Here is a 20965-nt window from a genome sequence, read left to right on the forward strand (position 1 = left end):
ACAGGGGCCAGGCCAGTCAGTCGCGCGAAGCGGGGTGATCGCGGCGCCATTGTTGCAGTTCGATCACCTGGCCGGTCTTGCGTGGCGCTGGTGCTGGCGCCGTTTCGACTACCGGTGGCAAGGCCTCTGACGGCTCGCGAAACGGATAGGGATCGAGCTCGATGGTGCCCACGTGGGCGCCGAACATGACGATGCGCCCGGCATGGCGCTGTTCGCCCGTTACCGTGAATTCGAAGCCATAGACCCGCGCGAAGCGGCGATTGCCGCTGCCATCACGGACGATGCCGAAGCGCTGGAAGGCCACGTTGCCATCGAGCAGCTCGATATCCAGCTTGGCGCAATGCTGCTTGACCCGGATCAGCGCGCGCTCGCGAATGCCGTGGCCGTGCCACAGCCAGGCAGCGCCGGCAGCGAGCAGCATCAGGATGAACAGGTTGCCGAGGGTCAGCATGGCAGGCGAACTCGTGACGAGGAGCGCCCAGCTTACCCGATCCACGGTGACAGTTGCCGCCGTGAATCGGGTGTCGGACTGCCTGGGCGTCAGCTCGCCAGGCCGGGCGGGATGACCGGCAGCGGGGTAACCGGCGCGGGCGCCTGCAGGCCAAGACGCTCGAACATCACCCGGGCGATTTCCCGCTCGCCCATCACCACCAGATCGGCTTCGTGGGTCTGCAGATAGTCGACCTCATCGTCGAAGTGAGCACGGGCGATGATGTCCAGATCGGCGTTGGCCTGGCGGCCGTGAATGGCGATCTGCCCGGCTTCCAGGCTGTTGGGGATGGCGATCATCAGCCAGCGCGCCGACGTGACGTTGGCCAGCTCCAGCACGTGAGTGCTGGCGGCGTTGCCGAGCACCACGCTGAAGCCTTCCTCGCGCAGTTCCTGGGCGCGGGTGCGGTTGTCGTCGATGATCACCAGCGGCACGCCTTCCTCGCGCAGGCGCCGGCTGATGCGGCTGCCCACACGGCCATGGCCGATGATGATGGCGTGGCCGGTCTCGGTAATCGGGTGCAGGTCGTGGTCTTCGTCCGGCTCCACGATGGCCAGGTCAGCCGGAGTGGTGTTCTCGCGGCGGTCCAGCCACGGCTGCAGGCGGTCGATGACCAGGAACAGCAGCGGGTTGCAGAGGATCGACAGGATCGCGCCGGCCAGCACCAGGTCACGCGCCGCTTCCGGTACCAGATTCAGGCCGATGCCCAGGCCGATGAGGATGAACGAGAATTCGCCGATCTGCGCCAGGCTCACCGAAATGGTCAGCGCGGTGCTCAGCGGTTTGCGGAAGGCCAGCACGATCAGCATCGCCGCCAGCGACTTGCCGAGCACGATCACCAGGAAGGTGCCAATCACCAGCAGCGGCTGCTCGAGCAGGATCGCCGGGTTGAACAGCATGCCCACCGAAACGAAGAACAGCACCGCGAAGGCGTCGCGCAGCGGCAGCGAATCTTCGGCAGCCTTGTGGCTGTACTCCGACTCGTTGAGGATCATCCCGGCGAAGAACGCGCCGAGGGCGAAGGACACGCCGAACAGCTGCGCCGAGCCGTAGGCGATGCCCATGGCGATGGCCAGCACGGCGAGGGTGAACAGCTCGCGCGAACCGGTGCCAGCGCTGCGCTCCAGCAGCCAGGGAATGACTCGGCGGCCGACCACGATCATCAGCACCACGAAGGCGCTGACCTTGCCGAGGGTGATCAGCAACTGCATGCCGATGCTGCTGGAACCGTCGCCCTGGGGAATGCCGCCGAGCACCCCGGAAAGCGCCGGCAGGAGCACCAGGGCCAGAACCATCACCAGGTCCTCGACGATCAGCCAGCCGACGGCGATCTTGCCGCGGCGGGTGTCGATCAGCTGGCGCTCTTCGAGGGCGCGCAGCAGCACCACGGTACTGGCCACCGACAGCGCCAGGCCGAACACCAGGCCGGCACCCCAGCCCCAGCCCATCGCCCAGGACAGGCCCATGCCCATCAGCGTGGCGACGGCGATCTGCACCACGGCACCGGGGATAGCGATGTGTTTGACCGACATCAGGTCTTTGAGCGAGAAGTGCAGGCCCACGCCGAACATCAGCAGGATCACGCCGATCTCGGAGATTTCGTGGGACAGCTCCTTATCGGCAACGAAGCCGGGAGTGAAGGGGCCGACGATCACGCCAGCCAGCAGGTAGCCTACCAGTGGCGACAGGCGCAGGCGGTTGGCCAGGCTGCCGAACAGGTAGGCCAGCACGAAGCCGGCAGCGATCGTCGCAATCAAGGGTGTGTGATGCGGCATGCGGTCTCCTTGGTGAAGAGGGCCTGGCATGCCTGCGCGGCAGCGGATACCGCGCAGAACAGCGTAACGGCCAGGGTCGGATTGCCCGACCATAAAGACCGATATTTTATATTAAAATATTACTTATAACTAAAAGGTCTTTATACAAGATGTGTCGGCTTGCCTCGTCGGTGCTGTAGGCCGCGTCACGCGTCGCCTTTGAGCGCTCGGTAACGGTTTTCCAGTTCCTGGCGGATCTCTCGGCGTTGACGGCCCTGTTCGAAACGTCGGCGCTCCTCCGCGCTCTCCGGTTGACGAGGCGGCACTTCGGTGGATTTGCCGTTTTCGTCGACTGCCACCATGGTGAAGAAGCAACTGTTGGTATGGCGTACCGAGCGCTCGCGGATGTTCTCGGTAATCACCTTGATGCCGACTTCCATGGACGTGCGGCCGGTGTAGTTGACCGAGGCCAGAAAGGTCACCAGCTCGCCGACATGCACCGGTTCGCGGAAGGTCACCTGGTCCACAGACAGGGTGACCACGTAGCGACCGGCGTAGCGGCTGGCGCAGGCATAGGCGACCTCGTCCATGTATTTGAGCAGTGTGCCGCCGTGTACATTGCCGGAAAAATTGGCCATGTCCGGGGTCATCAGGACGGTCATCGACAGTTGCGCGTTTCCGGGTTCCATAACGTCTGGCTCATCAGGTTGATTTGGGGCGTGATTGTCAGCCGTCTGTGCGGCCTTGGCCTGTCGATTGTGTCTATGCACTCGATTGCTGCAACGTATGTACCGGCATTTCACTCCTAGAGCCATAGCTTATTCACTCAATCAGGACGATCCCATGACACGCCCCGTTATCTGCTTAGCTTTGTTGCCGCTGCTCGCCGGCCTCGCTCACGCGGCGCCGCAGGCCTGCGACAGCGTCAGCCTGTGCAACGCCGCTGGCACCGCGGCCTATCAGGCGGGCCGCTACAGCGACGCTGCCGAGGCTTTCGAGCGGCAACTGCGCCGCGCCGAGCAGGAGCAGGACAGCAGCGCCGCCCGTGAACTGGCGCTGAACAATCTGGTGGTGACCAGCTTGCGCCTGGGCCAGCCAGGCCAGGCGCGCGCCTGGTTGAGCCTCGCGCTGGCCGATGGCATGCAGGGCGCCGCCACCCGCAACAACCTGCGTTCGGTGGCCGCCGCGGTGGACTACCCGAAACTGGCGGCCAGCCTCGAGGGTCGTTATCTGCGTTACGCCGGCGCGGCGGTGTGGAGCAGCCTGGACATCACCCGTCAGGCCGACGGCAGCTATCGAGCGAACTTTGCGCCACTACGGGCCGGCGGCAAGGTCGAGGAATATGGTCCGGCGGCCATCGGTACGTTGCAGGGCGCCTTGCAGGGTGACAAGGCCTATTACCGGTTGGCTTCGCCGGAGTTGCCTAATGGCTGCGCCGTCGAGCTGCTGCACGAAGGGCTCGATATCCAGGTGCTGGAGGTGATCGACCAGCGTTGCCAGGCGTATGGCGGCTTTGGCATCAGCGTGGCGGGTAGCTACCTGAAGGTCAGTGCCGAACCGCAGCCGCCCCGAGCGCCCATTCAGCAATAGCGCGCAAAGTCTTGTCGGTTGCCGCCAGCCAGTGACCCTGACGAGATGCCCGGCGTCTTTTCACGGTGGCACTGTAACGCGCACCATCTCGCAGTTTGCGGCAAATATTTCCGAATATTTCCACGCCGCGACGCGTCTGGCGCGGATGTTAACCTGCGATCAGCATGGCCCTGCAAAGGGTCGATCTTCCCCCTTTCCAGCAGGCTCCAATGCGCCATCGAGCAACCGCCCGAGCGCGTTCGTGCCTGCCCAAAACAAGGAGCCGTTTCCTCATGCATGCCATCAGCTTCATCCAGGATCTAGCGGTGATCATGCTGGTAGCCGGCGTGGTTACCGTGCTGTTCCACCGCTTCAAGCAACCGGTGGTGCTTGGCTACATTCTCGCCGGTTTCCTGATCGGCCCGCACACGCCGCCATTCGGCCTGATCCACGATGAAGAGACCATCCGCACCTTGGCCGAGCTGGGGGTGATCTTCCTGATGTTCTGCCTGGGGCTGGAGTTCAGCCTGCGCAAGCTGTTCAACGTCGGTGCCACGGCGTTCATCGCCGCATTCCTGGAAATCATCCTGATGATCTGGATCGGTTTCGAGATCGGCCGCTATTTCGGCTGGAGCACCATGGACTCGCTGTTCCTCGGTGCGATCCTGGCGATTTCCTCGACCACCATCATCATCAAGGCGCTAGGCGACCTGAAGATGAAGAACGAGCGCTTCGCCCAACTGATCTTTGGCGTACTGATCGTCGAGGATATCCTCGGCATCGGCATCATCGCGCTGTTGTCCGGTATCGCCCTGAGCGGCACGGTCGAGACCGGCGAAGTGTTCGCCACTGTCGGCAAGCTGTCGCTGTTCATGATCGTAGCGCTGGTCATCGGCATCATCCTGGTGCCACGTATCCTGGCTTACGTGGCCAAGTTCGAAAGCAACGAGATGCTCCTGGTGGCGGTGCTGGGCATGTGCTTCGGTTTCTGCCTGCTGGTGGTCAAGCTGGAATACAGCATGGTGCTGGGCGCCTTCCTGATCGGTGCGATCATGGCCGAGTCGCGCCAGCTGCTGCAGATCGAGCGCCTGATCGAGCCGGTACGCGACATGTTCAGCGCGATCTTCTTCGTCGCCATCGGCCTGCTGCTCGACCCCAACGTGCTGGTCGAATACGCCTGGCCGATCGCGGTAATCACCGTGGCGGTGATCGTCGGCAAGGTGCTGTCGTGCAGCGTCGGCTCCTTTATCGCCGGCAACGACGGGCGCACCTCACTGCGCGTCGGCATGGGCCTGTCGCAGATTGGCGAGTTCTCCTTCATCATCGCCACCCTGGGCATGACCCTGCAGGTGACCAGCGACTTCCTCTACCCGGTCGCGGTCGCCGTCTCGGTGATCACCACCCTGACCACCCCCTACCTGATCCGCGCCGCCGATCCGCTGGCGGTGAGCCTCGGCAACGTGATGCCGCAGCGCGTATCGCGGGTGTTTTCGCTGTACGGTGAGTGGCTGCGCAGCATCCAGCCGCAAGGGCAGGGCGCGGTGCTGGCCGGCATGATCCGCAAGATCGTTCTGCAGGTGCTGGTCAACCTGGCCTTCGTGGTGGCGATCTTCCTCGGTATCGCCTTCTTCGCCGCGCAGATCGGTGCCTGGCTGGCCGAGTGGATCGACCAGGAGAACCTGCGCAAGGCGGTGATCTGGGGCGCGGCGCTGATCCTCTCGCTGCCGTGCCTGATCGCTGCTTATCGCAAGATCAAGGCACTCTCCATGCTGCTCGCCGAAATGGGCGTGCGCCAGGAGAAGGCCGGCCGCCACACGGCGCGGGTGCGCAAGGTGATTTCCGAGGTGATCCCGCTGCTGTCTCTGGTCGGCATCATGGTGCTGCTCACCGCGCTGTCGTCGAGCATCCTGCCGTCTAACGATATGCTGCTGTTGGTCGGCGTGGTCGCGGCCGGAGTGGTGGCCGTGCTGTGGCGCTGGTTCATTCGCGTGCACACGCGTCTGCAGATCGCCCTGTTCGAGACCCTCGACAAGCCGGAAACACCGGGGCATCACTGAAACGACAAGGGCGCCAGAAGGCGCCCTTTTTGTATTCCGTTACTCAATTTGTTCCCAGGTATCGCTGCGCTCAACCCGGGCTACAGAAAGAGTTCGCCTTGCGTAGTCTGGTGTTGAGCGCAGCGATACCCAGGGACGGTGATTGCCTAATGCCGACGAATCACTCCTCCAGCCAGACTTCCCGCACCCAATGCCAGACCGAGTCCCAGCTGTCGTCGGTGAGGTCTTCTTCCTCGCCGTCCCAGAGCAGCACGGTGCCGTCCTGTTCGACGCAGTAGTAATTGCCGCGGTCTTCGCAGATCGGCACCAGCTCGCGCGGCACACCCAGGGACCAGGCGACCGAGGCCACTTCGGGTAGGTAGGTGTGCGATTGCGGATCGGTGACGGTGACCGGCTCCAGGCGGCCGTACACCACGTCGCTGACCTTGAGCAGGAATTCGCGCAGCTCGAACGGCAGGTTGATGAGGATCTGCTCCTCAATCTCCACCAGCAGCTCCTCGTCAGGCAGTTCCAGCGGCACCGGCACCGGCTCGTTCAATTCACGCAGTTGTTCGATGACTTCTTCCACGGCGGCTCCACCTGAGTTCGGCGACTCTCATCAGATTCTGAAACGCACGAAGCCGACGCAGGCCCGACTGGCCTCGTCTGCTCTGCGGCTTCCTAGATAACGCAGCTTTTTACGCTGAATGGAAAATAGGCACAAGCCGTGCAAAGGCAAAACGCCATGTTGCGGCTTGCGACGGGTTTCGTATCCCGTTGGGTGCGATGAGCGCCTGGAGGTTCCGAAAACTGCAGTGCGAAAAAACAAAACCCGGGCAAGCCCGGGTTTTGTCTGTAAGTAGCGGCTCAGCCGTTCTGGCGGATACCGGCGACCAGCCAGGGCTGGTTTTCACCAACCACACGCTCCAGGCGCCAGCTTTCGCTGAAGGCTTCGCCCTGGTCGAAGCGCGAGGTCTTCGAGACACCGCTGAAGGTCAGGGTGGCAATGGTCTTGTCGGCGTGGTCGTCGACACCGTCCAGCTGCACCTCGAGGTTGTCGATGTAGGTGGACTGGAAGCCGTCACCCAGATCGGCGCGCTCGCGCTTGAGGAACTCCAGCAGTTGCGGGGTCACGAACTCGGCGATCTTGTCCATCTCGTTCGCGTCCCAGTGCTGCTGCAGGTTCAGGAAGTGCTCGCGACCAGCGTTGACGAAGCTTTCCTCGTTGAACCAGGCCGGTGCGTTGATCACCGGCTTGATGGCAGCCGCATTGCTGCCACCGAAGATCGACGGCTGAGCCGGCTGCGGCTGGCCGTGGGCCTCACGCTGGAACGGGGCACCACCGGCAGCGGCGACGTTCGGCTGCTGCTTCTGGCGACGGGCTGCCAGGAAGCGGAACAACAGAAAGGCGATCAGGCCGAAGATTAGCATGTCCATGATCTGCAGGCCTTCGAAGCCGTCACCCATGAACATCGACGCCAGCAGGCCGCCAGCGGCCAGGCCGGCCAGCGGGCCGAGCCAGCGCGAAGCACCGCTTGCGGCAGCCGGCGTACGGCCTGGCGCGGCGGCAGTGGAATTAGGCTGGGAAGGTGGGGTGGCCTGACGAGTCTGGTGGCTCGGCGCGGCGCCGAAGGATTTGCCGCCGCCCATACGCTTGGCGTCGGCAGTCAAACTGAAGGACAGGCCCAGGCAAATTACCAGGGCGATGCTGAGGAAACGCTGCATTATCGGTTTCTCTTGGTTGTTGAAACACTGACGGGCATCTTGCCCGGGGCTGATCGGCATGACCAGCAACAGAATGTTTCGAGCTTTTGCCCAGCGAGACGGCCTTTAGCAGGCCTGCTCACGATGGTGGGAAATGAAACGGAACCCGCTGGTTCCGTTTCATTGCGCATCCGCTGACGCCTCAGCGCCAGTTGTACAGTTCCTTCTCGGTCACCTCGCCCATCGGCGTGGCTTCGTCCTGGAAGGTCTTCATGGATTTCCAGATACGGCCATTGAGGTCGTTCTGGCTGGCCAGGTCTTCGAGTACGGTTTGCGACTCACGCTTCATCGCCGCCAGTACCTCGTCAGGGAAGCGCTTGATCGTCACGCCCTGTTCCTTCAACTGGGCCAGGGACTTGGCGTTGTGGAAGACGTAGTCGTCCATCATGTCCAGAGTCGCGGCGCGGGCGGCCTCGACGACGATGGCTTGCAGATCCGCCGGCAGGCTATCGAAAGCCTTCTGGTTGACCATCGACTCGACCACCGCCTGCGGCTCCTGCCAGCCCGGGAAGTAGTAGTACTTGGCTGCTTTATGCAGACCAAAGGCCAGGTCGTTGTAAGGGCTGACCCAGTCGGTGGCATCGATCACGTGGGTCTGCAGGGCGGTGAAGATCTCGCCGCCAGGCAGGTTGACGGTGATGGCGCCAAGTTTGGTCCAGACTTCACCACCGAGGCCTGGCATGCGGATCTTCAGGCCCTTGATGTCGTCCAGCGAGTTGATTTCCTTGTTGTACCAGCCGCCCATCTGCATGGTGGTGTTACCCGCCGACAGCGGCTTCACGCCGTAGGGCGCGTAGGTTTCGTCCCACAGGGCCTGACCGCCGCCCTTGCTCAGCCAGGCGTTCATTTCCAAGGTCGACAAGCCGAACGGCACCGACGAGAAGAACTGCGCGGCGGGCACCTTGCCTTTCCAATAATACGGCGTACCGTGGCCCATTTCGGCGGTGCCGCGCGATACCGCATCGAACACTTCCAAAGCCGGCACCAGCTCACCGGCGGCATAGACCTTGACGGTCAGGCGCCCGGCGCTCATGGCGTTGATACGCTCGGCCAGGCGCTCGGCGGCTGTGCCCAGGCCCGGGTAATTCTTCGGCCAGGAGGTGACCATCTTCCAGTGGAAGGTTTCGGCTTTTGCAGCGGTGGCGCCTTGCCCGGCAGCGGGTGTTTCTTCCTTGCAGCCGGCCAGACCGATGGCAGCGAGCAGCGCCATCGCGGCGCCGAACAGATTGCGGCGGTTCATGGTGTTCTCCCTTGAGTGTCGAGCAGCTTGCCCTGATTGCTTTTGTTATTGGCAGCCGTCCGTAATGGCGGCTGCCATGGTTGTAATCGTCGAGCTGACTTAGAGCGTGTTCACGATCTTCATGTCGGGGGCTTATCTATTTTGACTGCAAAGTGGGCGAAAGCGGCCTTTCGCTTAATCCGTAGGAGGGGCTTTAGCCCCGAGTTTTATGAGCGTGCAAAGAGCTCGGGGCTAAAGCCCCTCCTACATGTTCGCGCCACCGGCTGCCCGTACGTATGCCCGCAGGGTCGTGAGTGTGCTCTTTAGATGGCTTCAAGCTTGGCATACGCCAGCATCAGCCACTTGCTGCCTTCGCTCTCGAAGTTCACCTGCACCCGTGCCTGGGGCCCCGAGCCTTCGAAGTTGAGGATGGTGCCTTCGCCGAACAGCGAGTGTTGCACGCGCTGGCCGAGGTTGAACGGGGTGTCCGGCACGGCGCTGCCGGCGAACAGGCTGCTGCCGCTCATGCTGCGGCTGCCACTGCCGTACGGCCGGCTGACGCTGTTGGACAGGCGTACTTCCTGCACCAGGTGCGGCGGTACTTCACGCACGAAGCGCGAGACCTTGTTGTAAGTTTCGTTGCCGTACAGGCGGCGGGTTTCCGCGTAGCTGATCACCAGGTTGCGCATGGCCCGGGTGATGCCCACGTAGGCCAGGCGGCGCTCCTCTTCCAGGCGGCCGGGCTCTTCCAGGCTCATCTTGTGGGGGAACAGGCCTTCTTCCATGCCCACCAGGAACACCCGCGGGAATTCCAGGCCCTTGGCGCTGTGCAGGGTCATCATCTGCACGCTGTCTTCATGTTCGGCGGCCTGGGTGTCGCCAGCCTCCAGCGAGGCATGATCGAGGAAGGCGGCCAGTGGCGTTTGCGCGTCGTCGCCTTCCTCGCCTTCGTAGGAGTCGAAGGCACGGGCGGCGGACACCAACTCCTCGAGGTTTTCCACGCGAGCCTGGGCCTTCTCGCCCTTTTCGTCACGGTGATAGGCGAGCAGGCCGGATTGTTCGATCACCAACTGCGCTGTGCTGTGCAATTGCATGCCCTCGACCTTCAGGGCCAGGGTGTCGATCAGTTCGACGAAGCCGTTCAAGGCACTGGCGGCGCGGCCGGCGATCACCTTGGTGCCGACCGCTTCGTGCAGCGCGGCCCACATCGACAGGTCGTTGGCGCGGGCGAACTGGCGCAGGGTTTCCACCGTCTTCTCGCCGATACCGCGGGCCGGCACGTTGATCACCCGCTCCAGTGCTGCATCGTTGCCGCGCTGGTGGATCAGGCGCAGGTAGGCCATGGCGTTCTTGATTTCCGCGCGCTCGAAGAAGCGCTGGCCGCCGTAGATGCGGTAGGGAATCTTTTCACGCAGCAGGGCCTCTTCCAGCACCCGCGACTGGGCGTTGGAGCGGTAGAGGATGGCGATGTCGCTGCGCCGCAGGCCGTCCTTGCGCAGGGCGTCCTCGATGGTTTCGACCACGTAGCGCGCTTCGTCGTGTTCGTTGAAGGCGGCGTACAGGCTGATCAGCTCGCCATCGCCGACATCGGTACGCAGCTCCTTGCCCAGGCGCCCCTGGTTGTTGGCGATCAGCGCGTTGGCAGCGTTGAGGATGTTCGCCGTGGAGCGGTAATTCTGCTCCAGGCGGATGATCTCGGCGTCGGCGAAGTCGCTGTCGAACTGCTGGATGTTCTCGATCTTCGCGCCGCGCCAGCCGTAGATCGACTGGTCGTCGTCGCCCACCACCATCAGGCTTTCGCCGCCCATGGCGAGAAAGCGCAGCCAGGCGTACTGCACCGCGTTGGTATCCTGGAACTCGTCGACCAGGATGTGCCGGAAGCGCTTCTGGTAATGCGCCAGCAGACCGGCATTGTTGCGCCACAGATCGAGGGCGCGCAGCAGCAGCTCGGCGAAGTCGATCACCCCGGCACGGGCACAGGCCGCCTCGTAGGCTTCGTAGATGCTGCGCATGGTGGCCAGGAACAGATCGCCACTGGCCTGGATGCCGGCCGGGCGAATGCCTTCGTCCTTCTGGCCGTTGATGAACCACTGCGCCTGCTTGGCCGGCCAGCGCTGCTCATCCAGGCCCAGCTCGCGGATCACCCGCTTGATAAGCCGTTGCTGGTCGTCGGAATCCAGAATCTGGAAGTTCTCGACCAGCCCGGCCTCCTGCCAGTGTGCGCGCAGCAAGCGGTGCGCCAGGCCGTGGAAGGTGCCGACCCACATGCCCGCCGGGCTCTGCCCGAGCACGTCCTCGATGCGATGACGCATCTCGGCCGCTGCCTTGTTGGTGAAGGTCACCGACAGGATGCTGTGCGGCGAGACGTCCAGGCGCTGGATCAGAAAGGCGATGCGGTGCACCAGCACGCGGGTCTTGCCGGAGCCGGCACCGGCCAGCACCAGTTGATGACCGGGCGGCGTGGTAACCGCATGGTGCTGGGCTGGGTTTAGAGAAGTGAGTCGCTGATCGAGGTCATTTTGCATCGCGGCATTCTAGGGGGCGGGCGCAGGTTGGGCAAACGGCTACGTGCAGTGGTACGGCGCATCAGCATTTCAAGTGTAATCGAGCCGTGCCGTACGCCTGGATCGATCTGCGAGGGCGCGCCTGTCCGGGCGGCGGCAGCCCGGCGGGACGCAGGGCGAGGCGATAATCGGCGGGAACCATCGCTGCAATGAGCTAATTTCAGCCCGGCAGCGCTGCTGCCGACAAACGGTTGATTACTCTTGAAAGCATTGAAATAGAGACACCTGATTTCCGTTAGACCCCCTAAAAAAGAGCGTTGAAGTTGTCATTTCATGCCTTGATCTTGGCAAGAATATTTTTCGTCTCCTATCCTGTTGTCCGGACAACCTAATAACTAAGGCGATTCTAGCGCCAGACAACAAGAAGGAGCTCCCCATGAGCGTCAAGCAGATTGGCGAACAGCGCTACCGCGGGCAGATCGGCCGCTATTTCGAAGACTTCGAAATAGGTGACGTGTACGAGCATCGCCCCGGCCGCACCATTACCGAAACCGACAACATCCAGTTTTCCCTGCTGACCATGAACCTGCATCCCATGCATTGCGACGCCGCCTATGCGGCGAAGAGCGAGTTTGGCCGGCCACTGGTCAACAGCGGCCTGACCGTCGCCATCGTGCTCGGCATGACGGTGCCTGATGTCAGTGGCAAGGCCATCGCCAATCTGGGCTGGACGGACATCAAGCTCACCGCGCCGGTGTTTCCAGGCGACACCATCTACGCCGCCTCCGAGGTGCTCGACAAGCGTGCCTCCAAGTCTCGACCCAACCAGGGAATCATCAGCGTCAAGACCATCGGTACCAAGGCCGACGGCACGGTGTTCATGACCTTCGAGCGCAACGTGCTGATTCAGATGAGAGAGGGCAACACGCTCGACGAGGCCGCCAATTACTGACGCCGGTGCTGCTGCCCCCATCGCCAACGCTGTACGCAGTTCCTCAACAAGAACAAATACGAGGAAATACCATGTCCATGCTAAAGCGCGTTATCGCGGCCTCAGCCGCCATCTGCACCTTGGCTGCAGTATCGTCTGCCAGCCTCGCCGCCGAACTGGTACTGCCCAATGAGGTTGCCGCCAGCCATTGGAAAAACGGCTACATGAAGCAATTCGCCGAGCTGGTACGCAAGCGCACCGACGGTGAGATCGACGTCAAGGTGTTTCCCTCGGCCCAGCTGTACAACGATCAGGACGCTCTGGCGGCGCTCGGCACCGGCGCGGTGCAGATGGTCTGGCCGGTATCGGTGCGCATCGAGACCATCGATCCGCGCCTCGGCGCCATCAACCTGCCGTTCACCCTGACTGACGAATTGATGAACGATCAGTGTTATGCCAAGGGCCTGACCGAGCTGATGTCGTCCTATGTCGAGCCGCGCAGCCTGAAGATTCTCGGGCTGCTGCGTGCCGCCGATCTGTTCTTCATCTTCGCCCGTCATGACGTGCAGAAACTCGAGGACGTGAAGGGCACCAAGGTGCGGGTGATCGGTGGCCGGGTGTTCCTCGATACCATCCGCAGCCTGGGCGCCAGCCCGGTATCCATGCCTGCCTCGGAGATGAGCAGTGCCCTGGGCCAGGGTGCTATCGACGGTGTATTCACCTCGGCAGGCGGTTGGGCGGAGATGATCGGCAAAACCGGGAAGTATGGCTGGTACGTGCCCAACTTCTCGCTCAGCACCTATGCCGTGGTGGTGGACAAGATGTGGTTCGACGAACTGCCGCAGGCACAGCAGCAGGCCATCACCACCAGCATGGACGAGGTCGTCGCCAAGCAGTGGAAAGAGGTGGTGGTCGAGGACCAGAAACTGATCGACAAGATGACAGCTCAGGGCGCCCAGTTCCATACCGCGGGTGCCGAGGAGATCAAGCGCTGGGAGCAGATCTCCGAGGCCAACAAGCAGACCTTTGCCAAGGAGCATCCTGACGTACTGCCTGCCATGCAGGCCATCGAGAAAAGGTGCGCATCATGAGTGCCCAGTCTTCGAGCGTGAAACCGGCGCGGGAGGTGCTCGGCGACGCCTCTCTGTTAATCAAGCCCAAGCGGTTGAACCTGTGGTTGCTGTTCGAGCGCAAGGTGCTGCTCAACGTTGCCACCTGCATGTTCATGCTGGCAATCGCTGTGATGCTCTACGAGGGCGTGCTGCGCGCCACGGTCGGTACCAGCGCCTTCTGGGCCGAGGAAAGCGTGCGTTACCTGATGGTCTGGGCGTTCTTCCTGACCCTTGGCGCAGCCGGCAATGCGGGTAACCACATCCGCACCGAAATGCTCGTCGAACGCTTGCCCCCAGCCCTCAAGAAAACCTGCCTGGTGCTCTCCAGTTTGGTCGGCGTGGGCTTCTGCAGTCTGCTTTTCTATGCCGCGCTGCCCCAGGTCAAGCGCTACTACACGATGGGAATGGTGACCGAGTCCAACCTCGACCTGCCGCTGTGGCTGCTGTTCTCGGTGATGCCGCTGGGCGCGCTGCTGTTCCTCACCTATTACCTGCGCTGCCTGATCATCGCACTGCGCGGACGTGACCCGTTCGGCAATGGCGAGATCAGCGGCTCGCAACTCTAGGAGGCATCGCCATGCTGCTCATTCTCGCTTTGCTGACGATGCTGATGTTCCTGGCCATCGGCACCCATGTGGCCGTTGCCCTGGGCCTGGTTACCACCGGCCTGATCCTGTTCGTGGCCGGGGTACCCACCACGGTGATCGCCCAGACGGCCTTCAAGTCAATCAACAGTTACCCGCTGATGGCCATTCCGATGTTCGTGCTGGCTGGCAACCTGATGATGCGCGGCAATATTGCCGAGTTACTGATCCAGCTGGTCGGCAGCGTGGTACGCGCGGTCCAGGGCGGCCTGGCGTTGACCGCGATGATCGCCAGCGTGTTCTTCGCGGCGGTGTCCGGTTCCAGCGTCGGTTCGGCGGCGGCGATTGGTTCGTCCACCGTGGGTGGGCTGACCAAGGAGAACTACCCGAAGCGCTTTTCCGCGGCCATCGTCGCGGTGGGCGGCACCCTGGGGCTGATGATTCCACCGTCGCTGGGTTTCATCCTGATCGGCTCGATTGTCGGCCTGCCGGTGGACCAGCTGTTCATCGCCGGGGTGCTGCCAGGGTTGATGGAGGCCTGCCTGCTGATGATCGCGGTGATGTTCTTCTCGCGGCGCAATGGTTACGGCGCCAAGGCCCAGCGGGCCGACTGGGGCGCCTTCAGCCGCAAGCTGCCCGGCGCCGGTGCAGCCCTGCTGATGCCGGTGCTGATTCTGGGCAGCATCTACACCGGTTACCTGACACCCACCGAGGTCTCGGCGTTCGCCGCCGCCTACGCCGCCTTCCTGTGCCTGGTGGTTTACCGCAGCGTGACCCTGGGCGGCATCTGGGACGTGGCCCGTGAATCCTTGCTGCAGACCACCATGATCTTCGCGGTGGTGATGGGCGGCAGCCTGATCGGCTTCGCCCTGGCCCGCATGGGGGTATCGGCCAGTCTGGTGGAACTGGTCAGCGCCATGGACCTGAGCCCCTGGCAGTTCCTGATCATGGCCAACATCATCCTGCTGATTCTGGGCATGTTTCTCGATGGCATCGCGCTGATCGTCCTCACCGCGCCCCTGCTGTTCCCGATCGCCACGCACCTGGGCATCAACCCGATCCACTTCGCCGTGATCATGGTGGCCAACGTCGAGATCGCCACCCTCACACCGCCTATCGGTCTGAATCTGTTCGTCATGGCCGGCATTTCCAAGCAGCCGGTGCATGAGGTGGCGCGCGGCGTCATGCCGTTCTATGGCGTGCGACTGCTGGGCTTGATGCTGATCACCTTCATCCCGGCGATCTCGCTGTCGCTGGTCAACTGAGGACAACCGCAATGACTGCCTCTGCCGAAAACAACATCGCCGCCACCCTTGCACGGTTCGCCGCAGGGCTGCACTACGAGGCGATTCCCGAGGCCGCCCGCGAGCGAGCCAAGCACCTGATCCTCGATGCGGTGGGCATCGCCCTGGCCTCGACCGGCTACGAGTTTGCCCAGCGTACCTTGTCTGCCGCCCGTGAGCTGGGCGAGGGCGACAGCGACGTGATCGGCCTGGGTGCCAAGCTGTCGTTGCGTGACGCCATGCTGCTCAATGCCACGCTCGTCCACGGTTTGGACTTCGACGATACCCACGGTCGCGGCGTCATTCACGCCACGGCCAGTTGCTTTCCGGCCGCCCTGGGTATCGCGGCGCAGTACCAGAGCAGCGGCCGGGATCTATTGACGGCCTACGTTCTCGGCATGGAAGTGGCGACTCGTGTGGCGGCAGTAGCCAAGGGCGGATTTCACCAGGTCGGTTTTCATCCCACCGGGCTGATCGGTTCATTCGGCTGTGCGCTGATCGCCGGCAAGCTGCAGCAGCAGACAGCCGCCCAGTTGGCGATGGCCCAGGGCATCGTGCTCAGCACTGCCTCCGGCAGCCTGGAGTTTCTCGAGGACGGCGCCTGGACCAAGCGCATGCACCCTGGCTGGGCCGGGGTGGCCGGACTGACCGCCGCAACTCTTGCACGTCACGGTTTCACCGGCCCGCAGGCGGTGTACGAGGGGCGCTTCGGCTTGTTCAAGAGCCACCTGGGTGAGCGCGAGGCCGAATGCGATTACACCCTGGCCACAGCCGACCTCGGCGAGGTCTGGGAGGTCGGCGAGGTGGCGGTCAAGCCGGTGCCGGCGTGCCACTTCACCCATGCGGTGGCCGACTCGGCGGTGATCCTGCATGGCCAGGGTGTGCGCGCTGAAGACATCGTGCGCATCACCGCTCTGGTGCCAAAGGAAACCATCGGCATCGTCTGCGAGCCGCAGGCGGCCAAGCGCAAGCCGGCGAACAGCTACGAGGCGCAATTCAGTGTGCATTACGCCATCGCCAGCGGCCTGCTACGCGGGCGCTTCGGTTTACCGGACCTGGAGCCCGAGGCATTCACCGACCCGGCAGCGTTGGCGCTGATGGACCGGATCGACTACCACATCGACCCACAGTCGGGCTTTCCGCGCCATTACTCCGGTGAGGTACTGGTGACCCTCAGGGACGGGCGCGAGCTGCGGCACCGCGAGGCGATCAACCGCGGTGCTGCGGATCGTCCGCTGAGCAGCGCGGACATCGTCGCCAAGTTCCTCGACAACGCACATACCGCCGTGGCGCCGCAGCGCGCCCAGACCATCCTCGACGCCGTGCTCGACCTCGACGGAGGCAGCGCTCGCGCCCTGTCGCGCGTCCTGGCGGCCGCGGCCTGACCCCCAACAAGAACAATCGGGAGATACATCGATGAGCGAATATGACGAGCAGGAAAGCATGATCCTCGACGCCCTGGATCGCTTCCTGGAAACCGAAGCCAAGCCGTTCGTGCATGAGCTGGAGAAAAACGACATCTACCCCGAGGAGATGGTCGAGAAGATGAAGGCCATGGGCCTGTTCGGCTGCATCATCGACCCGGAGTACGGCGGCCTCGGGTTATCCACAGCCACCTACGCGAAGATCGTCGAGCGCATTTCCTGCACCTGGATGTCGCTGTCCGGGATCATCAATTCGCACCTGATCATGGCTTCGGCGATCCAGCGCCACGGCACTCCTGCGCAGAAGGATCGTTTCCTGCCGCGCATGGCCAGTGGTGAGTTGCGTGGCGCGGTAGGCTTCACCGAACCGGATGCCGGCACCGACCTGCAGGCGATCCGCACCACCGCACGGCGCGAAGGCGACCACTACGTGGTCAATGGCGCCAAGACCTGGATCACCAACAGCCTGCACGGCGGCGTGGTGGCCCTGCTGGTGAAGACCGACCCGACCGCCGAGCCGCGCCACAAGGGCATGAGCTGGCTGATCGCCGAGAAAGGGCCGGGGTTCAAGGTGGCGCGCAAGCTGGAGAAGCTCGGCTACAAGGGCATCGACACCTGCGAGCTGGTGTTCGAGAACTTCAAGGTGCCGGTCGACTGCCTGATCGGCGGCGTCGAGGGCGTTGGCCTCAAGCAGGTGCTGTCCGGCCTGGAGCTGGGGCGTATCAATGTCGCGGCCCGTGGCGTCGGCGTGGCCCGCGCGGCGCTGAACGAGGCAGTGAGTTATTCACAGGTGCGCAAGACCTTTGGCAAACCGATCTGCGAGCACCAGGCGATCCAGCTCAAGCTCGGTGAAATGGCTACGCGCGTTGAAGCGGCGCGGCTGCTCACCGAGTCAGCCGCCAAGGCCTACGACAGGGGTGAGCGTTGCGACATGGAGGCCGGCATGGCCAAGTACCTGGCCACCGAGGCCGCGGTAGAAAACGCTCTGGAGTCCATGCGTATCCATGGTGGCTACGGCTACTCGAAGGAATACAACGTCGAGCGGCTGTACCGCGACGCGCCGCTGCTGACCATTGGTGAGGGTACCAACGAGATGCAGCGCATCATCATTGCCAAGCAACTGATCGAGAGGAACCCGGTATGAGCCTGCCCCTGGAAGGCGTGCGCATCGTCGCCGTCGAGCAGTACGGTGCCGGCCCGTTCGGTACCCAGCACCTGGCCGATCTCGGCGCCGAGGTGATCAAGATCGAGAATCCCGCCGATGGCGGTGAAATCGGCCGGCATGTCGGCCCCTATTACTTCGAGGAAGGCGACAGCCACTTCTATCAATCCTTCAACCGCAACAAGAAGAGCGTCACCCTCAACCTCAAGAACCCCGAGGAAAAGGTTCAGCTGATCGAGTTGCTCAAAAGCGCCGACGCGCTCTACGACAACCTGCGCGGCGACCTGCCTGAAAAGCTCGGTCTGACCTACGCGCAGCTCGCCCAGCACAATCCGAAACTGGTTTGCTGTCACCTGTCCGCCTATGGCCGCGAAGGTGCACGCAAGGCCTGGCCGGGTTATGACTACCTTATGCAGGCCGAGGCCGGTTATTGCTCGCTGACGGGCGAGCCGGGTGGGCCGCCGGCGCGCTTCGGCCTGTCGATCATCGACATGATGACCGGCACCACCGCGGCCCTGGCGCTGGTCTCGGCATTAGTCGGCGCGCGTGCCACGGGCATTGGCCGCGATGTCGACGTGAGCCTTTACGACGTGGCCATGCACAACCTCAACTACCTGGGCACCTGGTACCTCAACGAAGACGTGAAGACCGAGCGCACCCCGCGTTCGGCGCACCCGTCGCTTACCCCCAGCCAGCTGTACAAAACCCAGGATGGCTGGATGTTCATCATGTGCAACAAGGAGAAGTTCTGGGCGGTGTTGGCCAATCTGATCGGCAAGCCCGAGTGGGCCAGCAGCGACCAGTACGGTAGCTTCAAGGCACGCCTGGCCAACCGCGACCAGCTGACCGCCGATCTCGATGCGGTGCTGATGCAGCAGCCGACCGCCTACTGGCTCGCGCACTTTGGCGGCCAGGTACCGGCAGCACCGGTCAATGACGTCGGTCAGGCCCTGGATAACCCCTTCGCCCATGAGCAGGGTTTGATTTTCAGCGTGGAGCACCCGGTGCGCGGTACGATCAGGACGCTCGCCTGTCCGATTCGCTGCGCGGGCGAGACCTTGCCCAACCGACCGGCCCCGCGGCTCGGTGCGCACAACCAGGCGATCCTGGGCGCTTTGCGCGGCAAGGATGCCAACTACTCGAAGCCTGCAGGAGTGAGCTGAGATGAACCAGGAATTGCCCTCGCTGTTGTCCGGTGGACAACCCCGCTATCTGATCCTGGCGCAAGCGCTGATGGAGGCGATCAAGGCGGGCCGTTATCCCCTGAACAGCCTGTTGCCCACCGAACATGAGCTGTGCAAGCAGTTCAATGTCAGCCGGCATACGGTGCGCGAGGCAATTCGTCGGCTCAATGAGCTTGGCCTGATCAGCAAGCAGCAGGGCGTCGGCACCCGGGTCAAGGCGACCCAGCCGGCGTCACGCTACATACAGGCGAGCGAAGGGATTTCCGACCTGCATCAATACGTGCGTGATGTGCGCATGGAGCTCAGCGGTACCGAGGAGATCAGCGCCGACGAGGAGCTGGCCGAGTTGCTCGAGTGCAAACCTGGGCAGGTCTGGGTGCGGGCGATTGGCGTGCGTCATCGTGAGGGTGATAGCGCGCCACTGGCGCGTACCCTGGTATACGTGCCGCGTGCCTACGGCGCAGCGCTGGAGGGATTCGGGGATGGCAAGACGCCGATCTACGAACTCCTGCAGCGGCGTTTTGGATTGCAGATGGCGGAGGTACGCCAGACCATCAGTGCGGTGAGCCTGGAACCCGAGTCAGCGCGTGCTCTGCACGTTGAGCCCGGCTCGCCGGGCCTGCATATCGTGCGCAAGTACTACGGCGGCAACGATGAATTACTCGAGGTGGCGGTCAACGTGCACCCGGGTGAACGCTTCAGCTACTCCATCACCCAGCGGCTGATCTGGCAGGGCAGCTCCGGTGAATAACAGTTACGCGGCGTTGGCGGTCACCCTGGCGATTCAGGCCCTGGTGTCCATGGCTTCGTTCACCGTGCCGGTATTGGCGCCTGTGGCGCTGCCGGATCTGGGTGGTAGCCTCGCCCTGGTTGGTTTGTTCGTGGCGCTGATCTACCTGGGCGCGATGATCTCCAGCCTGCTCAGCGGCAGCTGGATTCTGCGCTTCGGTGCCATTCGCGTCAGCCAGGTCTGCTTGCTGCTGTGCGGTGCTGGTCTGGCCATCGCCGCCGGTGGCCAACTGTGGTGCCTGGTGATCAGCGCACTGGCGCTTGGTGCCGGTTACGGCCCGGTGACGCCGGCCAGTTCGCACATCCTGGCGCGCACCACACCGCGCCACCTGATGGGTTTCATGTTTTCCCTGAAGCAGACCGGCGTGCCGATTGGTGGGGTGCTCGCCGGCATGCTGGTGCCCAGCCTGGTGGGCTTGGCTGGCTGGCACGGCGCACTGCTGGCGGTGGCACTGGCCTGCGCGATGATGGCGCTGGTCGCCCAGTGCGTGCGCGAGGCGCTCGACGATGACCGTAGCCAGAGCCCGGCGCCGCGGCGTGATCCGTTCAAGCCGCTGCGGCTGATCTTCGCCATGCCGCGCATGCGCAATCTGGCGCTGTGCTCGTTGCTGTTCGGGGCCATGCAGCTATGCCTGACCACTTATCTGGTCAGCTACCTGACCGAAGATTACGGACTGGCGCTGGTCACCGCCGGGGTGATTCTAGCCCTCACTCAAGGCGCCGGTGTGGTTGGCCGGCTGCTGTGGGGCTGGGTGGCCGACCATTGGCTGGAGCCGCGCCGGCTGCTGCCGTTGCTGGCCCTGCTGATGGCGATTTCCTCGTTGCTGACCGCTGCCTTCACCCAGAGTTGGCCGCTGTCTCTGGTGGCCGCGGTGAGCATGCTGTTCGGCGCCACCGCCATTGGCTGGAACGGCGTGTATCTGGCCGAAGTGGCGCGCCTGGCGCCTACCGGGACGGCCGGGCAATACACTGGCGGCACCTTGTTTTTCACCTATTTCGGTGTGGTCGCTGGCCCGCCACTGTTCGCCGGGGTGACTCACTTCAGCCATTCCCTGGCCAGCGGCTACCTGCTATTCGGCGGGCTGATGCTGGCGATCGCCCTGCTGCTCTGGCGCTTCGCCGGCGCCCCTGCGCCGCGCTGCGACACAGGCTGACGCTTC

Annotated in this window: 18 protein-coding genes; 11 read left to right on the forward strand and 7 right to left on the reverse strand. The window is 63.4% G+C overall.

Annotated elements, in window-relative coordinates; all coding sequences use genetic code 11:
- Positions 1-16: 16 nt before the first annotated feature.
- From BM279_RS19645 to BM279_RS19655, 3 genes are all read right to left on the reverse strand, one after another.
- A complete protein-coding gene (locus tag BM279_RS19645) occupies positions 17-451 on the reverse strand; it encodes a DUF3301 domain-containing protein (RefSeq protein ID WP_093506551.1) in 435 nt (144 codons plus the stop codon).
- An 89-nt stretch (positions 452-540) separates the two neighbouring features.
- Positions 541-2265 carry a YbaL family putative K(+) efflux transporter gene (ybaL, locus tag BM279_RS19650; protein WP_093506553.1) on the reverse strand — a complete coding sequence of 575 codons (1725 nt, stop codon included), beginning with the start codon at positions 2263-2265 and terminating at the stop codon, positions 541-543.
- A 185-nt stretch (positions 2266-2450) separates the two neighbouring features.
- Positions 2451-2933 carry an acyl-CoA thioesterase gene (locus BM279_RS19655; protein ID WP_093506555.1) on the reverse strand — a complete coding sequence of 161 codons (483 nt, stop codon included), beginning with the start codon at positions 2931-2933 and terminating at the stop codon, positions 2451-2453.
- Positions 2934-3087: 154 nt separating this feature from the next.
- Here BM279_RS19655 and BM279_RS19660 point away from each other — a divergent pair, with 154 nt between their 5' ends.
- Together BM279_RS19660 and BM279_RS19665 are read left to right on the forward strand one after the other, a co-directional pair.
- Positions 3088-3834: a tetratricopeptide repeat protein gene (locus BM279_RS19660; RefSeq protein ID WP_093506557.1), complete on the forward strand. Its 747-nt coding sequence runs from the start codon at positions 3088-3090 to the stop codon at positions 3832-3834.
- 272 nt (positions 3835-4106) lie between these two features.
- Positions 4107-5870, forward strand: coding sequence for a cation:proton antiporter (locus tag BM279_RS19665; protein WP_093506559.1), 1764 nt, complete (start codon positions 4107-4109; stop codon positions 5868-5870).
- 160 nt (positions 5871-6030) lie between these two features.
- Here the strand turns inward: BM279_RS19665 and BM279_RS19670 are convergent, their stop codons facing one another.
- The 4 genes from BM279_RS19670 to uvrD form a co-directional block, all read right to left on the reverse strand.
- Positions 6031-6438, reverse strand: coding sequence for an SMI1/KNR4 family protein (locus BM279_RS19670; RefSeq protein WP_013789246.1), 408 nt, complete (start codon positions 6436-6438; stop codon positions 6031-6033).
- Between the two features lie 278 nt (positions 6439-6716).
- Complete coding sequence (locus tag BM279_RS19675) at positions 6717-7574, reverse strand: Tim44 domain-containing protein (RefSeq protein ID WP_093506561.1); 858 nt, start codon at positions 7572-7574, stop codon at positions 6717-6719.
- Between the two features lie 181 nt (positions 7575-7755).
- Complete coding sequence (locus BM279_RS19680; protein ID WP_093506563.1) at positions 7756-8853, reverse strand: TRAP transporter substrate-binding protein; 1098 nt, start codon at positions 8851-8853, stop codon at positions 7756-7758.
- Positions 8854-9155: 302 nt separating this feature from the next.
- Positions 9156-11357 carry a DNA helicase II gene (uvrD, locus tag BM279_RS19685; protein WP_093506565.1) on the reverse strand — a complete coding sequence of 734 codons (2202 nt, stop codon included), beginning with the start codon at positions 11355-11357 and terminating at the stop codon, positions 9156-9158.
- Positions 11358-11772: 415 nt separating this feature from the next.
- On the opposite strand from uvrD, the gene BM279_RS19690 reads away from it, so the two are divergent.
- The 9 genes from BM279_RS19690 to BM279_RS19730 all read left to right on the forward strand — a co-directional run bounded on the left by BM279_RS19690 (position 11773) and on the right by BM279_RS19730 (position 20959).
- On the forward strand, positions 11773-12288 hold the full coding sequence (locus BM279_RS19690) for a MaoC family dehydratase (protein WP_093506567.1): 516 nt from the start codon (positions 11773-11775) through the stop codon (positions 12286-12288).
- A gap of 71 nt (positions 12289-12359) precedes the next feature.
- The gene (gene dctP, locus BM279_RS19695) at positions 12360-13358 is read left to right on the forward strand and encodes a TRAP transporter substrate-binding protein DctP (protein WP_093506569.1); all 999 of its coding nucleotides are present in this window, start codon (positions 12360-12362) and stop codon (positions 13356-13358) included.
- Positions 13355-13945: a TRAP transporter small permease gene (locus BM279_RS19700; RefSeq protein WP_093506571.1), complete on the forward strand. Its 591-nt coding sequence runs from the start codon at positions 13355-13357 to the stop codon at positions 13943-13945. The genes dctP and BM279_RS19700 overlap by 4 nt, the downstream gene beginning before the upstream one ends.
- 11 nt (positions 13946-13956) lie before the next feature.
- Complete coding sequence (locus BM279_RS19705) at positions 13957-15228, forward strand: TRAP transporter large permease (protein ID WP_093506573.1); 1272 nt, start codon at positions 13957-13959, stop codon at positions 15226-15228.
- An 11-nt stretch (positions 15229-15239) separates the two neighbouring features.
- The gene (locus BM279_RS19710; protein WP_093506575.1) at positions 15240-16631 is read left to right on the forward strand and encodes an MmgE/PrpD family protein; all 1392 of its coding nucleotides are present in this window, start codon (positions 15240-15242) and stop codon (positions 16629-16631) included.
- Positions 16632-16662: 31 nt separating this feature from the next.
- Positions 16663-17814, forward strand: coding sequence for an acyl-CoA dehydrogenase family protein (locus tag BM279_RS19715; RefSeq protein WP_093506577.1), 1152 nt, complete (start codon positions 16663-16665; stop codon positions 17812-17814).
- Positions 17811-18995: a CaiB/BaiF CoA transferase family protein gene (locus tag BM279_RS19720; protein WP_093506579.1), complete on the forward strand. Its 1185-nt coding sequence runs from the start codon at positions 17811-17813 to the stop codon at positions 18993-18995. The genes BM279_RS19715 and BM279_RS19720 overlap by 4 nt, the downstream gene beginning before the upstream one ends.
- A gap of 1 nt (position 18996) precedes the next feature.
- The gene (locus tag BM279_RS19725; protein ID WP_093506581.1) at positions 18997-19767 is read left to right on the forward strand and encodes a GntR family transcriptional regulator; all 771 of its coding nucleotides are present in this window, start codon (positions 18997-18999) and stop codon (positions 19765-19767) included.
- Positions 19760-20959: an MFS transporter gene (locus BM279_RS19730; protein ID WP_244154193.1), complete on the forward strand. Its 1200-nt coding sequence runs from the start codon at positions 19760-19762 to the stop codon at positions 20957-20959. The genes BM279_RS19725 and BM279_RS19730 overlap by 8 nt, the downstream gene beginning before the upstream one ends.
- Positions 20960-20965 lie beyond the last annotated feature (6 nt).

This window comes from Phytopseudomonas straminea, from assembly GCF_900112645.1.
In the GTDB taxonomy this organism is placed as follows: domain Bacteria; phylum Pseudomonadota; class Gammaproteobacteria; order Pseudomonadales; family Pseudomonadaceae; genus Aquipseudomonas; species Aquipseudomonas straminea.

What these genes read in the sequence shown, in the direction of transcription:
- BM279_RS19645 (WP_093506551.1), bottom strand. Translation starts at nt 451, where the DNA reads ATGCTGACCCTCGGCAACCTGTTCATCCTGATGCTGCTCGCTGCCGGC.
- ybaL (WP_093506553.1), bottom strand. Translation starts at nt 2,265, where the DNA reads ATGCCGCATCACACACCCTTGATTGCGACGATCGCTGCCGGCTTCGTG.
- BM279_RS19655 (WP_093506555.1), bottom strand. Translation starts at nt 2,933, where the DNA reads ATGGAACCCGGAAACGCGCAACTGTCGATGACCGTCCTGATGACCCCG.
- BM279_RS19660 (WP_093506557.1), top strand. Translation starts at nt 3,088, where the DNA reads ATGACACGCCCCGTTATCTGCTTAGCTTTGTTGCCGCTGCTCGCCGGC.
- BM279_RS19665 (WP_093506559.1), top strand. Translation starts at nt 4,107, where the DNA reads ATGCATGCCATCAGCTTCATCCAGGATCTAGCGGTGATCATGCTGGTA.
- BM279_RS19675 (WP_093506561.1), bottom strand. Translation starts at nt 7,574, where the DNA reads ATGCAGCGTTTCCTCAGCATCGCCCTGGTAATTTGCCTGGGCCTGTCC.
- BM279_RS19680 (WP_093506563.1), bottom strand. Translation starts at nt 8,853, where the DNA reads ATGAACCGCCGCAATCTGTTCGGCGCCGCGATGGCGCTGCTCGCTGCC.
- uvrD (WP_093506565.1), bottom strand. Translation starts at nt 11,357, where the DNA reads ATGCAAAATGACCTCGATCAGCGACTCACTTCTCTAAACCCAGCCCAG.
- BM279_RS19690 (WP_093506567.1), top strand. Translation starts at nt 11,773, where the DNA reads ATGAGCGTCAAGCAGATTGGCGAACAGCGCTACCGCGGGCAGATCGGC.
- dctP (WP_093506569.1), top strand. Translation starts at nt 12,360, where the DNA reads ATGTCCATGCTAAAGCGCGTTATCGCGGCCTCAGCCGCCATCTGCACC.
- BM279_RS19700 (WP_093506571.1), top strand. Translation starts at nt 13,355, where the DNA reads ATGAGTGCCCAGTCTTCGAGCGTGAAACCGGCGCGGGAGGTGCTCGGC.
- BM279_RS19705 (WP_093506573.1), top strand. Translation starts at nt 13,957, where the DNA reads ATGCTGCTCATTCTCGCTTTGCTGACGATGCTGATGTTCCTGGCCATC.
- BM279_RS19710 (WP_093506575.1), top strand. Translation starts at nt 15,240, where the DNA reads ATGACTGCCTCTGCCGAAAACAACATCGCCGCCACCCTTGCACGGTTC.
- BM279_RS19715 (WP_093506577.1), top strand. Translation starts at nt 16,663, where the DNA reads ATGAGCGAATATGACGAGCAGGAAAGCATGATCCTCGACGCCCTGGAT.
- BM279_RS19720 (WP_093506579.1), top strand. Translation starts at nt 17,811, where the DNA reads ATGAGCCTGCCCCTGGAAGGCGTGCGCATCGTCGCCGTCGAGCAGTAC.
- BM279_RS19725 (WP_093506581.1), top strand. Translation starts at nt 18,997, where the DNA reads ATGAACCAGGAATTGCCCTCGCTGTTGTCCGGTGGACAACCCCGCTAT.